We start from the raw sequence: 14,175 nt of genomic DNA, 5'->3' as shown, positions 1-14,175 counted from the left end.
ATACTTGGTCGACAGACAGGTACAGACAACTGTCCTTTGAGAAAGGTTCCGGAACAGTGCGTGAGCGTGAGAGCAGCAACCCGGTGATGCGCGGCGTTGTCCGCGATAACCAGCCCGCCGGTGGTTATGCAGGGTTCGGTGCCGGCGCAGCCGGGGCCGGGCAGGCGGCAATGTGGCAGCAGCAACAGCAGGCCCCGCAGCAGTATCAGCAGGCCCCCGCGGCTACGCGGGCGCTGACCATCGACGACGTCGTCCAGAAGACGGCGATCACCCTCGGGGTGCTCATCGCGGCGGCGGCGGTCAGCTATGGCGTCATCCACCAGAACGTCGGCCTGGCCACACCGCTGATGCTGATCGGCATGATCGGTGGCCTGGTGCTGGTGCTGGTCGCATCCTTCGGTCGTAAGCAGGACAATCCCGCGATCGTCCTCGGCTACGCCGTCTTCGAGGGCGTCTTCGTCGGCGCCATCTCGTTCGTCATCGCCAACTTCATGGTCAAGGATGTCTCTGCCGGGACCCTCATCGGGCAGGCGATCCTGGCTACGTTCGGTGTGTTCGCCGGAATGCTGGTCGTCTACAAGACGGGCGCCATCCGTGTCACGCCGCGTTTCACCCGCATGATGATCGCCGCGATGATCGGCGTGCTGGTGCTGGCCGTCGGCAACGTGATCATCGCGCTGTTCTCCGGCGGTGCCGGTCCGCTGCGCGACGGCGGTCCGCTGGCGATCATCTTCTCGCTGGTGTGCATCGGCCTCGCCGCGTTCAGCTTCATGCTCGACTTCGACTCCGCCGACCGGCTCATCCGCGCCGGCGCTCCGTCGAAGGCTGCGTGGGGCATCGCGCTCGGCCTGACCGTCACTCTGGTGTGGCTGTACATCGAGATCCTGCGCCTGCTGAGTTACCTCAACAGCAACAATTAGCAACTGAGACGACGAGAAACGCCCCGGCCGATCGGCCGGGGCGTTTCTCGTATCCGAGTTCAGATCAGGAGAGGCGCTCCAGGACCATCGCCATGCCCTGGCCGCCGCCGACACACATGCTTTCGATACCGAACTGCTTGTCATGCGTCTGCAGATTGTTGATCAGCGTCGAGGTGATGCGGGCGCCGGTCATACCGAACGGGTGGCCCAGCGCGATCGCGCCGCCCGAGACATTCAGCTTGTCGTGGTCGATGCCCAGCTCGTTGGCCGAACCCAGCACCTGCACCGCGAAGGCCTCGTTGATCTCGACGAGGTCGATGTCGCTGATCGACTTGCCGGCGAGCTTGAGCACCTTGCGGATGGCCTCGATCGGGCCCAGGCCCATGATCTCCGGCGACAGGCCGGTCGCCGCGGTGGCGACGATGCGCGCCAGCGGGGTCAGGCCCAGCTCCTTGGCCTTGGTGTCGCTCATGATGACGACGGCGGCGGCGCCGTCGTTCAGCGGGCACGCATTGCCGGCGGTGATGGTGCCGTCCGGGCGGAAGACCGGCTTCAGCTGTGAGATCTTCTCGTAGGTGGTGCCCGGGCGCGGGCCGTCGTCCTTGCTGACGACGGTGCCGTCGGTCAACGTGACCGGGGTGATGTCCTTCTCGAAGAAGCCGGCGTTGATGGCGGCCTCGGCGCGATTCTGGCTGAGCACGCCCCAGCGATCCTGATCCTCGCGCGAGATGCCGGTGTAGGTCGCCACGTTCTCGGCGGTCTGGCCCATCGCGATGTAGACGTCGGGCAGCAGGCCCTGCTCCCGCGGGTCGGTCCACTTGCCGGCGCCGCCCTCGGCGGTCTTCTCGGTGCGCGCCAGGGCGTCGTCGAAGATCGGGTTCTTGGAGTTCGGCGCGCCATCGGCACCACCGGAGATGCCGAAGCTGGAAACGCTCTCCACGCCACCGGAAATGAAGACGTCGCCCTCGCCGGCGCGGATCGCGTGCAGCGCCATCCGAGTGGTCTGCAGCGACGACGAGCAGTAGCGGTTCACGGTGACGCCGGGGACGGTGTCCAGGCCCAGCTCGACCGCCAGCACGCGGGCGATGTTGTAACCGCCCTGGCCGGCCGGCTGACCGATGCCCCAGTGGATGTCCTCGATCTCCTTGCGGTCGAGCTCCGGCACCTTGGCCAGGGCCGCCTCGATCATCTGGACAGACAGGTCGTCGGGACGCATATCCTTCAGCGACCCCTTGCCGGCGCGCCCGATAGGCGAGCGTGCGGTAGCGACGATGACGGCCTCAGCCATGGTTACTCCTTGTGTGAATCAGACAATCAGTTGAGTCTTCGCAGCTTGACGCTACTCGTTGCCCTGAAGTCGACGACGGGCCCGTACCACCCAACGGTTGTTCTCGGCGACCTCGGACACCTCGGGCGGTTCCGGGACCGGGCCGGTGCCCCATTCGCCGACGGCGACCAGCACCTCGGGCAGCAGCGTCTTGGCAGCGAGCTCATAGCCGGCTGCCGACGGGTGGTAGTGATCCCAGGAGAACATCCGGTCGGGAGCCTGCAGGAACTCGTGCGAGAGCAGGTCGGCCAGCGGAACCGGATGGCCGCCGCCGCGCAGCACCTCGGTGCGCTGCGCGTGGGCGAGGCGCCTGCCGTACTCCCGCAAGACGCTGCGCAGCGGCTGCGGGATGGCCTTGACCACGCCGAGGTCGGGGGTGGTGCCGACGACGACGGTGGCGCCGGATTCGCGCAGTCGCTCGACCGCGTCGCCGAGCCGGCGCGCGGATGCCCACGGATTGTTGACGGCGGTGATGTCGTTGGCGCCGACGAGAATGACCGCCACGTCGGGCTTGTTGCCGGCGATCAGCATCGCGTCGACCTGGCCGGACAGCCCCTTGGAGGTGGCGCCGACGATGGCCTTGGTGCTCAGGCGCACCCGCTTTCCGGTCTCCTCGGCGACCGCACGGGCCAGCTGCACGCCCGGTGTCTCGTCGGCGTTGTCCACGCCCAGCCCGGCGGCCGTGGAGTCGCCGAAGATCATCAGGTGGATGTCGGGATGCGCGTCGCGGCCGACCTTCAGGGGGCCGACTCCGCCGGGCTCGTAGATGCCGTCGCCATTGGGTGCGTTGTCGGTGCGGTGGGGGATCACCGTCCGTGCGGTTTTCGCCTGACCGTTGAGGTAGTTGTATGCCGCCCAGCCGGCGCCCGCACTGCCGGCGGTCGCGGCCGTGGCGGTCGCGACATCCTTGAGCAGACGCGCTGGAACCTTCCGCACGATGCCAACGGTAGCGGGTTTACGTGCTTCTGGGACGATGGAGTGCATGCGCATCGCCAATCATGTCGTCGACCTCATCGGCGACACCCCGCTGGTCAAGCTGAATTCGGTGACGGCTCCCGGCTCGGGACTCGTCGCAGCGAAGATCGAGTATTTGAATCCGGGCGGCAGCTCCAAGGACCGCATCGCGGTCAAGATGATCGACGCCGCCGAGAAGTCCGGAGCGCTCAAGCCGGGCGGCACCATCGTCGAGCCGACGTCCGGTAACACCGGCGTGGGCCTCGCGCTGGTCGCGCAGCAGCGCGGCTACAAATGTGTCTTCGTCTGTCCCGACAAGGTGAGCGAAGACAAGCGGAATGTGTTGCGCGCCTACGGAGCCGAGGTCGTGGTGTGCCCGACCGCGGTGGCGCCCGAGGATCCGCAGTCGTACTACAACGTCTCCGACCGCCTGGTGCAGGAGATTCCCGGGGCGTGGAAACCCGACCAGTACTCCAACCCCGGTGGTCCGGACAGTCACTACGAGACAACGGGACCCGAGATCTGGCGCGACACCGAGGGCAAGGTGACGCACTTCGTCGCGGGCGTGGGCACCGGCGGCACCATCACCGGCACCGGCCGCTACCTCAAGGAGATTTCGGGCGGCAAGGTCAAGATCATCGGTGCCGACCCCGAGGGCTCGGTGTACTCCGGCGGCACCGGACGGCCGTACCTGGTCGAGGGCGTCGGCGAGGACTTCTGGCCGACCGCCTACGACCCGGCGGTTCCCGACGAGATCATCGCCGTCTCCGACGCTGATTCGTTCGACATGACGCGCCGTCTGGCGCGCGAAGAGGGACTGCTGGTTGGTGGTTCGTGCGGGATGGCCGCGGTGGCCGCGCTGCGCGTCGCCGAGCGCGAGGGCCCGGATGCGGTCGTCGTGGTTCTGCTGCCCGACGGTGGCCGCGGCTACCTGTCGAAGATCTTCAACGACCAGTGGATGGCATCGTACGGCTTCCTGCGGACCCCGTTGTCCGGCAAGGAGACTCAGGAGAAGCTGGTCGGCGATGTGTTGCGCGGCAAGTCGGGCGAGCTGCCTGATCTGGTGCACACGCACCCGACCGAAACCCTGCGCGACGCGATCGGGATCCTCAACGAATACGGCGTTTCGCAGATGCCGGTCGTCGGCGCCGAGCCGCCGGTGATGGCGGGCGAGGTGGCCGGCGCGGTCACCGAACGGGACCTGCTCAGCGCGGTCTTCGAGGGCCGGGCCAGCCTGGCCGATCCGGTGTCGGCGCATATGGGCGCGCCGTTCCCGCTGATCGGTGCGGGCGAGCCGATCTCGGTCGCCACCAAGGCACTCGGCGAGTCCGATGCATTGATGGTCGTCGCCGACGGCAAGCCGGTGGGCGTCATCACCCGCCACGATCTGCTCAACTTCGTCAACACCGCAGGCTAGGAGTATTTGTGCATAACCCCCAGGGCTTCGCGACGCGCGCTATTCACGCAGGCTACGAGCCGAACAAGGAGAACGGCGCGGTCAACGTGCCGATCTATGCCAGCTCGACCTTCGCCCAGGACGGCGTCGGCGGACTGCGTGGCGGCTACGAGTACGCGCGCACCGGCAATCCGACCCGAAAGGCCTTGGAGGACAACCTGGCCGCCCTCGAGAACGCGGCCTACGGCCGGGCCTTCTCGTCGGGCATGGCGGCGACCGATGCGCTGCTGCGCGCGACGTTGCGCCCCGGCGATCACCTGGTGATCCCGAACGACGCCTACGGCGGCACCTTCCGGCTGATCGACAAGGTGTTCTCGCAGTGGGGCATCGAGTATTCGGTGGCCCCGGTGACGGACCCGGCCGCGATCCGTGACGCGATCCGGCCGAACACCAAGCTGGTGTGGATCGAGACGCCGACCAACCCGCTGCTCAACATCGGTGACATCGCCGCCATCGCCGAGGTGGCACACGCCGCCGGCGTGAAGCTGGTGGTGGACAACACCTTTGCCTCGCCGTATCTGCAGCAGCCGATCACGCTCGGCGCCGATGTGGTGCTGCACTCGACCACCAAGTACATCGGCGGCCACTCGGACACCGTCGGCGGTGCGCTGCTGACCAACGACGAGCAGCTCGATGCCGATATCGCCTTCCTGCAGAACGGATCCGGCGGCGTGCCCGGACCGTTCGACGTGTTCCTGACGCTGCGCGGCATCAAGACGCTGGCGGTACGGATGGATCGGCATTCGGACAACGCGGAGAAGGTCATCGATTTCCTCTCGACGCACCCGAAGATCGAGAAGATTCTGTATCCGGGCCTCGACGGGCACCCCGGCCACGACGCCGCGGCGCGCCAGATGAAGCGGTTCGGCGGCATGGTGTCGGTGCTGGTGGCCGGTGGACGCGAGGCGGCCGAGCAGTTCTGCGCGGGCACACAGCTTTTCACTCTCGCCGAATCGCTGGGCGGCATCGAGTCGTTGATCGAGCTGCCGGCCGCGATGACGCACGCGTCCACCGCCGGCTCGCTGTTGGAGGTGCCGGACAACCTGGTGCGGCTGTCGGTCGGCATCGAGGATTCCACCGATCTGATCGGTGACCTGGAGAACGCCCTGCGTTGATCGTGGAGAGGGACGGCTGATGCTGACCGCTGACGATCTCGATCGAGCTGTCGCTGCGCTCGCACCGGTGATGCGACGCACGCCGGTGGTGGCGTCGCGGGCGCTGTCGGAGCGCTGCGGCCACGATGTGTGGCTGAAGTGTGAAAACCTGCAGCGCACAGGGTCGTTCAAGCCGCGCGGCGCATATCTACGGATCGCCGGGCTGACTGACGAACAGCGATCGCGCGGCGTGGTCGCGGCGAGTGCCGGCAACCATGCGCAGGGCGTGGCCTGGTCGGCGGCGGAACTCGGTATCGCGTCGACGGTATTCATGCCCGAGGGGGCGTCACTGCCGAAGGTCGCGGCGACCCGCGGCTACGGCGCCGAAGTGGTGCTGACCGGCAGCATCATCGACGAAAGCCTGCGGGCGGCACAAGAATTCGCCGATCGAACCGGCGCCGAGCTGATCCACCCGTTCGACCACCCGGACGTGGTGGCCGGGCAGGCGACGGTCGGTGTCGAGATCCTCGAGCAGCTGCCGGATGTCGGCACGATCCTGGTGCCCCTCGGCGGTGGTGGGTTGCTGGCGGGCATCGCGGCGGCGGTCAAACTGACCCGGCCGGGGGTGCGGCTCATCGGCGTGCAGGCGAAATCGGCTGCGGCGTGGCCGGGTTCGCTGGCCGCGGGTGCGCCGACACCCGTCGCCGAGATGAACACGATGGCCGATGGCATCGCCGTTGCGCGGCCGGGAGACGTGACGTTCCAGCATGTTTCGGAGCTGGTCGACGAGATCGTCACGGTATCGGAGGAGGCGATCAGCCGAGCGTTGCTGCTGGTGCTGGAACGCGCCAAGCTACTGGTCGAGCCGGCCGGCGCGGTCGCGGTCGCGGCGCTGATGGAGATCGACGAGCTGCGGCTCGACGGCCAGGTCTGCGTCGTGCTGTCCGGCGGCAACATCGACCCGCTGCTGCTGTCGCATGTCACGACGCACGGATTGCAGTCCGCGGGAAGGTATCTGACGATCACCGTCGATATCCCCGATCGGCCGGGCGGGCTCGTGGCGCTGCTGGAGTTGTTGCGGGACACGGGGTCGAGCGTGATCGACGTCGTGCATTCGCGCGTGTCCGGCGAGCTGCCGCTGGGTCAGGTGCGGGTCACCGCCAGTCTGGAGACGCGCGGTCCCGAGCACAAGCAAGCGGTGCACGAGGCGTTGTATCGGGCGGGATACGTGCTGTCATGAGGATCGGGCTGACATGAAGATCAGGCAGGCCGGCATCGACGACGCGGCGGCATGCGCTGCCATCTACACCCCGTATGTCATAGAGACGCCGATAACGCTGGAATACGACGCGCCCTCGGTCGTGGAGATGGCCCGACGCATCGAGGCCGCACTGGCGACGCACGACTGGATCGTCGTGGAGGACGACGACGGCACGGTGTTCGGCTACGCCTATGGCGGCCCGTACCGCGGTCGGGCCGGATTCCTGTACGCCTGCGAGGTCAGCATCTACATCGACCTCAATCGGCATCGCACCGGAGCCGGAAAGGCTTTGTACACAACGCTGTTCGACCGGCTGGCCGAACGCGGATTCAAACGCGCGGTCGCGGCGGTGACGATGCCGAACGAGCCCAGTGTCGGTATCCACACCGCGCTCGGCTTCGAGATGGTCGGTGTGCATCAGAAGATCGCCTGGAAATTCGACCGCTGGGTCGACATGGCGTATCTCCAGCGCGATCTCTGACGCGCACGCAAAAAGCCCGGCCGCCTGGGCGGCCGGGCCTTCAGAACGCCTGGCTCAGGAGTGGTACGGCTCCGCGCTGACCAGCGTCACCTTGATGGTGGCACCCGACGGCACGGCGTACTCCCGGGTCTCGCCGACCTTCGCATCGATGAGTGCGGCACCCAACGGCGAACTCGGCGAGTAGACCTCGAGCTTTCCGTCCTGCGCGCCCTCCTCGCGGGTCGCGATCAGGAAGGTCTCGGTGTCCTTCTTGTCATCGTCGTAATAGACCTTGACCACCGAACCCGGCAGCGCCACGCCCGACTGCGTCGGGGCCTCGCCGACCTTCGCGTTGTTCAGCAGCTCCTGCAGCTGACGGATGCGAGCCTCCTGCTGGCCCTGCTCCTCGCGCGCCGCGTGATAGCCGCCGTTCTCCTTGAGGTCGCCTTCTTCGCGGCGCTCATTGATCTCGGCGGCGATGACCGGCCGATTGGCGATGAGCTGGTCCAACTCGCTCTTCAGCCGCTCGTGCGACTCCGGGGTCAACCACGTCGTCTCAGTCATCTCGGTCTCCTAACAGACATGCGCCAACATCGTCGTTGGCACCAAATGCAGCAACACGGCCCCAGGATGGAGGCCGTGCTTCCAGACAGGATAGCAGCGCAGGCCTCTTTAGGACCAGAAAATAGTCGCAGAACGAGTCGGATCAGTCCGCGTAAAACTCGTTGTCTTGGAATTTGAGAGTAGTGCCGTTCTCCTTCACCGTGCGCATCTTTGCTTCATCGAATCCGTTAGGTGCCGTCGCCGCGATATCGATCCGCACCTCGACCTGAGCGCCATCGACGCTCTGCAGCTGCTGTATCACCTCTTGCAGAACGTTGCTGAACTGCGAGGCGATCGCGTCGGGCGCGAACAGCTTGGTCCCGACGTAGCGGGTCTTGGGGGCAGGTCCGACCGGTGGCGGCTGCACTGGTTCGTCCGGGCTCGCGCCATCCATGGACTCAGGGGCCTCGGTGATCTCGGAGATCTGCTCGTCGACATGCTTCTGGGCCAGATCCGGTCGGATCAGCAGCAGTGAATCGGAGACCGGCGGCGTCAGATTGCCGCTGGGCAGGAACACCTCGGTGAACTTGCCGTCGTCAACGCCGATCGCCAGGGCGAACGTCGCCGCCTCCCAGCCGATGGGATCGTCGAAGACGCCGAGCACGCCGGCCTCCAACACGGAACGATCGCGCAACCGTGGCATGTATGGGTGCTGCGCGTAGTAGCCCCACAGCTCACCGAGGCTGATGTAGCCGCGCTCGGCCCAGATCGACTTGAGCGGGCCGTCGAGCTGAAGCCGGATGTTTCGCGGCGAGTGGTTCAAGGCAAGGATGGAGTCGTCACGCATTTTTGCGGCAGCGCGTGCCGAGAAGTCGTTTTCGTTCGTGTCTGCCTTGGCGATGTCGAGCGTGTACTTCTGTCCCGGCAGCGCCGTAGGCGTGATGAGCCAGGTGTAGGTCTGTGCCAGGCGATCTTTCACTGTCTGGTCGTGGGTGGTCACCCGGCCGTTGATCTGTTCGAGCTGGCTGGCCGTGAAGTCGTACTGCTTCGCGTTGTCGGCCAGATGTTTCCAGGCGAGGTACTCGCGGATGCCGCTGTCGAGTTCTCTGGAGCGGCTCTCGTCCGGTGCGAGAAATGCGATCATGTTCCGGTTGATCCGCTGCGCCGAGCCGGCGTTGTCGATGTATTCGCGCGCGAATTCCGTAGCCGTCGAATCAGCTTTTCCCTTCGCGTGGGGGATGTTCGCCGGCAGCATCACCAGCCGCACTTCGGCGATGTCGGGCACCTCGGCCGTGGAGTCGGGAGCGATATGCACGTTGACGAAACCGGTGGGCGACGGCTTGCGGTGATTGTTCAGTCGCCGCTTGACTTCGGCCCAGACATCCTCGGCGTGCAGCTGCTCGGCGTAGTCGCGTGCAGATCGCGTCGTATTGGCATGCGTGTCATACCAATACCGATTGTCCGCGCCGTAGAAGTAGGTGGCCTGATTGGTGAGGTGATTGAGCGCGGGGTAGAAGTTTCCGGGGACATCGCCGGGGATCGCGGTGCCGAGAAAGACGCGCTTGCGGTCAAGTCCTTTGTGCGTGCTCTTCGGGAGTTTGAGGCCGGGCACCGCACCTATGAAGACCGTGCGGGCCAGGCGCTGGGTGATATGCCGCGCCCCGAGCGCAGTGTTCTCCTTGTCGATCTTGGCCGGCACCGCGTCGCGACCGTCGACATCGCGATCGATGATCGGAATCCAGTTGTCATCCAGGTATTGGTTCAGTTCCTGAGAAACTTCCTTGTCGTCCAGGGGAATATCGCCCGGCATCACGAATGGCGCGCTCGCCTCGCTGCGCCACAGGCTTCCGACGATGACATTCATCAGACGTAGCACGCCGCGGGTGCGCTGGAACCGTTCCAGCGTCGACCAGTCCTGATAGAGCCGCTCGAACAGTTCCGGATGGATCGGGTAACTGCGCTTGATCTTGTCCTGGTAATCGGAATCGACGGCCTCCTTGGGGAACTCGGCGTGATACTTCTGGTAGAAGCCGCTCAGTTCCTTTGCTGCATTGGTGATCTGGGCGCGTTGATCGGCGGTTGGTTCTTCGAACAATCGGCGACGGACGATCTCGAAGCTCTCGTCGGCATTGGCGGGCCGCCACTGATCGGCGACGCGGCTGACAGCCTTGCGGAGCATGTTCAGTGCCGCCTTGCCGTTCTCGCCGCCGACCTCTTCTTCGTCGCCGACGTACTTGCCGTCCTCGATCTTCTCTGACGCCGGAATCGAAACCAGCAGAAGCATTCCCGGCACCGCCTTGGTCTGCTCGGTGAGGGTCTGCGCGAAGGTGAACTGTGAATCGAAGGTGCCGTCAGGGAGATTCTCGGTGCCGAGCAGCATGCGCGCATACGCCACCCACTCATCGATCAGGATGGCGGCTGGACCGAACGTCTCGAACAGCACACGCAGTGACTCGCCGGGGCTGGTGCCGGCTTCGTCAGCGGCGCGGACGATCTCGTAGGCCTCGGCGCCGCCGAGTTGCCAGGCGAGAATGCCCCAGATGGTGTTGACGGTGACTCCGGGCGCGACCGTCTTCGGTGCGCCGGCCTGAATCTCCGTGCCGACCAGCGCAACTCGCTTCACGTTCGTGGGCAGCGCCGAAACACCGAGGGTGTCCTGAACCTCTTGTGGAAACTCGGTGAGTGACCGTCCGGATGCGAGATGCCATACGGCGAGCATCGAGTGCGTCTTGCCGCCACCGAAGTTGGTTTGCAGATTGATGACCGGCGACGCGTTCATATCGCCGGACAACCGGGCCACCGCACGACGGATCAGATCCTTGAGCCCTTCGGTGAGGAAAGTGCGCCGGAAGAACTCGATGGGATCGTTGTATTCGGCATCGCTTTCGCCGCGGGCGACCATTCCGAGGTCGGCGGCGAATTGAGCGGCATGGAAGTTGCCGCTCGCAACGTCTTTGTGCGGTGTCAGAATCGTGCGCCAGGGCTGCAGGCCGGGCGACTTGATGTCTGCTGTGGCCGTGGACTTCACGACTTTGCTGTCCTCGCGCTCGGTGCCGAGTCGCATCAGGTCGATGCGGGATCGCCGTACCTGGTCGGCGGCTTCGGGAGCGTTGATCGCCTTGAGGAAGCGTTCGGTGGTGTCAAGAGCGCGGGTGCAGTCGTCGAAGCTGAAGGGTTCGTTGTGCGCCCACTTGTTGCGGGCATCGCGGAGTTCTTCGGCCCAACTCTTCTCGACGCGCGACAGGTGCTCATCGAACGGGTACCACCCACGGCGCAGTGAGCCCGGCACATTGTTGGCAAGCATCCGCAGGCTGTTCTGCGGATCGGTGCGACTGTATGACTTGGGTGCGCCGCCGCCCTGCTGCGAGTCCTTCGCCGCGAGCAGCGCGGTCCAGTCGGTCTGGCCGGGCAGCTCGCCGTCAAACACCTTGGTCAGGAAGACGTCGAGTGCTGGACCCAGCAATTCCATCGCCTTGCCGACACGATCCCGATTCGTCTGTGCCACTGTGTTCTCCCCAAAGATTCATAACGCGTTGTGCGTTAGGTTAACGATTGATGTGACGTGCTCGCGCGGGTAATGCCCGATCCGTCTGATCAGCGGCGGGCCGTCTGTTGGTGCAGCGGTTCGGCGACGATGCAGCTGATCGATCAACTGCATCGTCACCGGATGCGCGCATCGTCGAGCCGCTACTCCAGGGTCAGCTGGGTGACGGCCGTGCGGCTGGCCGCGACGATGTCCGACCAGGCTGTGCCGAGTGCGTTGAATTCGACCGCATCCTTGGTCTGCTTGCGATCCTCGGAGATCGCGAACAGGAGGAAGGCCAGCTCCTTGCAGAGGTCCTTGTCGATCGACTCGGGGACCGTCGCCAGCAGTTCGCCGGCCGCGGGGATGCCACCGGACTGCAGCAGCCGGGACAGATGCATGGTGACTTCCCAGGCGCTGATGATCTTGTCGGCCGCCGGGTCGTATGGAGTGTCGGCGTAGATCTCGTCGAGCGCGGCGGGGGACAGCAGCGTCACCTCGCCGGCGCGGGCGGTGAGGATCCCGGCGCGGTCCATATGCTCGACGGACGTCGACCGGGCGCGGGCCATACTGTCGGCGTCGCCGAACTTGCCCTTGCCGAACCCGTTGAGCCGATACCAGGCGATGGCGAAGCGCGTATCGACATCGAAGTCGCCTTCTTGCTCCGCAAGCACCTCGTCGAGGATCTCGTTGATCCGGGCAAGTGCGGCGCGGACTGTCATCGAGGTGCCGTCGTCATTGAGCACGGCCGAGTAACGCGAGAACACCGCCATACCGGGCCCGATCGCGGCCTGAGGCATGTCGACCGGCGCGATCGCGCCTTGCTGGAGTTCACGAAGCGCCTGCGGCAGTTCCGCTTTCAGCGTTGACACAAACCCACGCCGGTCGATGGCTGGTGCGTCTTGCGGCCGCGGGCGCAGAGACAGGACAATAGAGGAGGCCAATGCGTTGGTCCCCTGCGACAACATTCGATTGGTGAGCTCGCTGCGTACAGGCCAGGTAGCCGTGATTCGCCAGTTGGACTGGACCATACCTTCCAGTAGTGTCTCCCAGCCGCTCGACGCCTCCCCGGTCGCGTTTGATTCCTGCTGCTTGAAGGCGTAGTAGACGGTAATAGGGAAGTCGGGCAGCGTGGACTCGCGAACGCGGCGAAAGACCGAGCGGAATCCCTCCTCAAAGAACGTGTGCGCGCCAGTGACGCCGTCGTGGCGGTACGGATTCGCCACTAGCTCTTCGGCTTTCGGAACGAGCATCGACGACATCAGCCTCGGGTAGATAGTTTGAAGCGAACGGCGTTGCCACACATAGAAGAAGTCGGAAAGGTCGGAGTACCCAATGTTGTTGTAGTAGGGCGGATCGGTTGACAACATATGGGACTGCTGCACGTTCAGGTGACAGTTTGGTCACGCAGCCTGAGTGACTGCTGTGGTCATCATGGTCTCGAATTCGATCGGGGTCAATCGTCCGAGTCGGTCTTGGCGACGGCGCCGGTGGTAGGTACGTTCAATCCAGGTCACGATCGCGATCTGCAACTCTTCCCGGGTGGCCCACGGCCGCCGGTCCAAGACGTTCTTCTGCAGCAGCGCGAAGAACGATTCCATCGCCGCGTTGTCACCGGCCGCGCCGACGCGCCCCATCGACCCGACCAGCCGATGGACGTTCAGCGTGTGAACGTAACGGCGGGAACGGAATTGGCTGCCACGATCGCTATGCACGATGCAGCCGGCCACATCGTCCCGGCGGGCCACGGCGTTATTGATCGCCGCCACCGCCAACCGGGACTTCATCCGTGAGTCCATCGAGTACCCGACGATCCGGCCCGAGCACACATCCTTGACCGCACACAGGTACAACTTGCCCTCACCGGTGCGGTGCTCGGTGATATCGGTGAGCCACAACTGATTCGGTTTATCAGCGGTGAAATCCCGGCACACCAGATCATCATGCACCGGCGGGCCCGGCCGGCGATTCTTCCCGCGGCCAGGTTTACCGAAACTCGACCACCACCGGTTGGACCGGCAGATCCGCCATGCCGTGCGCGAGGCCATCGCCTGGCCGGCGGCAGCCGCCTCATCAGTAAGGAACCGGTAGCCGAACTCGGGATCATCACGGTGGGCATCACACAACGCGTTAGCCCGATAGGCCTCGACCAGCTCCGCGGCGGTCACCGGAACGGCCAGCCACCGATAGTAGGGCTGACGGGCGAGCTGCAGGACCCGGCACGTCACCGCGACGGGGATACCGTCGGCGGCGAGCTCTTTCACGAGCGGGTAGAGCCTTTTCCCGGCAGATTGGCCTGCGACAGATAGGCGGTCGCCCGCCGCAAGACCTCGTTCTCCTGCTCCAGCAACCGGATCCGCCGATTCGCCTCCCGCAACTCGGCCGACTCCGACGTACTCGTTCCGGGCCGCTCGCCATCATCGACAGCGGCCTGACGCAGCCATTTGGTCAACGTCATTTCATGAACACCGAAGTCCCGCGCGATCTGGGCCAACGTGACACCGGACTCGCGGGCACGGGCCACGCGCACGACATCATCACGAAACTCTCTCGGATACGGCTTGGGCACAACAACATCCTTCCAGGCCCGCCCAGAGGCAAGCCAGATCAGATGTCACCTGAACGTGCAGCAGTCCC

The 14,175-nt window shown here is 65.3% G+C and carries 10 protein-coding genes and 1 pseudogene; 5 read left to right on the top strand and 6 right to left on the bottom strand.

What is annotated here, in order from left to right; genetic code table 11:
- Window positions 1-86: 86 nt before the first annotated feature.
- The gene (locus G341_RS0102495) at window positions 87-920 is read left to right on the top strand and encodes a Bax inhibitor-1/YccA family protein (protein WP_026303155.1); all 834 of its coding nucleotides are present in this window, start codon (window positions 87-89) and stop codon (window positions 918-920) included.
- Between the two features lie 64 nt (window positions 921-984).
- On the opposite strand, the gene G341_RS0102490 is transcribed toward G341_RS0102495, so the two are convergent.
- Together G341_RS0102490 and G341_RS0102485 are read right to left on the bottom strand one after the other, a co-directional pair.
- Complete coding sequence (locus G341_RS0102490; protein WP_018177525.1) at window positions 985-2,208, bottom strand: acetyl-CoA C-acetyltransferase; 1,224 nt, start codon at window positions 2,206-2,208, stop codon at window positions 985-987.
- Window positions 2,209-2,259: 51 nt separating this feature from the next.
- Complete coding sequence (locus G341_RS0102485) at window positions 2,260-3,183, bottom strand: SGNH/GDSL hydrolase family protein (protein WP_018177524.1); 924 nt, start codon at window positions 3,181-3,183, stop codon at window positions 2,260-2,262.
- A gap of 46 nt (window positions 3,184-3,229) precedes the next feature.
- Between G341_RS0102485 and G341_RS0102480 the strand changes: the two genes are divergently transcribed.
- Genes G341_RS0102480 through G341_RS0102465 form a run of 4 tightly spaced genes read left to right on the top strand, consistent with a single transcriptional unit; the run spans window position 3,230 to window position 7,493 of the window.
- Window positions 3,230-4,618, top strand: coding sequence for a cystathionine beta-synthase (locus tag G341_RS0102480; protein WP_018177523.1), 1,389 nt, complete (start codon window positions 3,230-3,232; stop codon window positions 4,616-4,618).
- Between the two features lie 8 nt (window positions 4,619-4,626).
- Window positions 4,627-5,772: a cystathionine gamma-synthase gene (locus G341_RS0102475; RefSeq protein ID WP_018177522.1), complete on the top strand. Its 1,146-nt coding sequence runs from the start codon at window positions 4,627-4,629 to the stop codon at window positions 5,770-5,772.
- Window positions 5,773-5,791: 19 nt separating this feature from the next.
- Window positions 5,792-6,991: a threonine ammonia-lyase gene (ilvA, locus tag G341_RS0102470; RefSeq protein WP_018177521.1), complete on the top strand. Its 1,200-nt coding sequence runs from the start codon at window positions 5,792-5,794 to the stop codon at window positions 6,989-6,991.
- A gap of 13 nt (window positions 6,992-7,004) precedes the next feature.
- Window positions 7,005-7,493 carry a GNAT family N-acetyltransferase gene (locus tag G341_RS0102465; protein WP_018177520.1) on the top strand — a complete coding sequence of 163 codons (489 nt, stop codon included), beginning with the start codon at window positions 7,005-7,007 and terminating at the stop codon, window positions 7,491-7,493.
- 54 nt (window positions 7,494-7,547) lie between these two features.
- Here G341_RS0102465 and greA read toward each other — a convergent pair whose 3' ends face one another.
- From greA to G341_RS0102440, 4 genes and pseudogenes are all read right to left on the bottom strand, one after another.
- The gene (gene greA / locus G341_RS0102460; protein WP_018177519.1) at window positions 7,548-8,036 is read right to left on the bottom strand and encodes a transcription elongation factor GreA; all 489 of its coding nucleotides are present in this window, start codon (window positions 8,034-8,036) and stop codon (window positions 7,548-7,550) included.
- Between the two features lie 142 nt (window positions 8,037-8,178).
- Window positions 8,179-11,520, bottom strand: coding sequence for a Swt1 family HEPN domain-containing protein (locus G341_RS0102455; RefSeq protein WP_018177518.1), 3,342 nt, complete (start codon window positions 11,518-11,520; stop codon window positions 8,179-8,181).
- A gap of 182 nt (window positions 11,521-11,702) precedes the next feature.
- A pseudogene (locus G341_RS20760) lies at window positions 11,703-12,908 on the bottom strand (hypothetical protein); the annotation flags it as partial.
- Between the two features lie 33 nt (window positions 12,909-12,941).
- Window positions 12,942-14,107 (bottom strand): IS3 family transposase gene (locus G341_RS0102440; protein ID WP_155826735.1). Its coding sequence is split into 2 segments (ribosomal slippage): window positions 12,942-13,820 and window positions 13,823-14,107, totalling 1,164 coding nucleotides; the frame shifts between segments, so codons are not numbered across the junction.
- Window positions 14,108-14,175: the final 68 nt, after the last annotated feature.

Source organism: Jongsikchunia kroppenstedtii DSM 45133 (assembly GCF_000380485.1).
Lineage (GTDB): Bacteria > Actinomycetota > Actinomycetes > Mycobacteriales > Mycobacteriaceae > Jongsikchunia > Jongsikchunia kroppenstedtii.
Note: the sequence above shows the minus strand (reverse complement) of the source record. Positions and strands in the feature narration are given on the sequence as shown.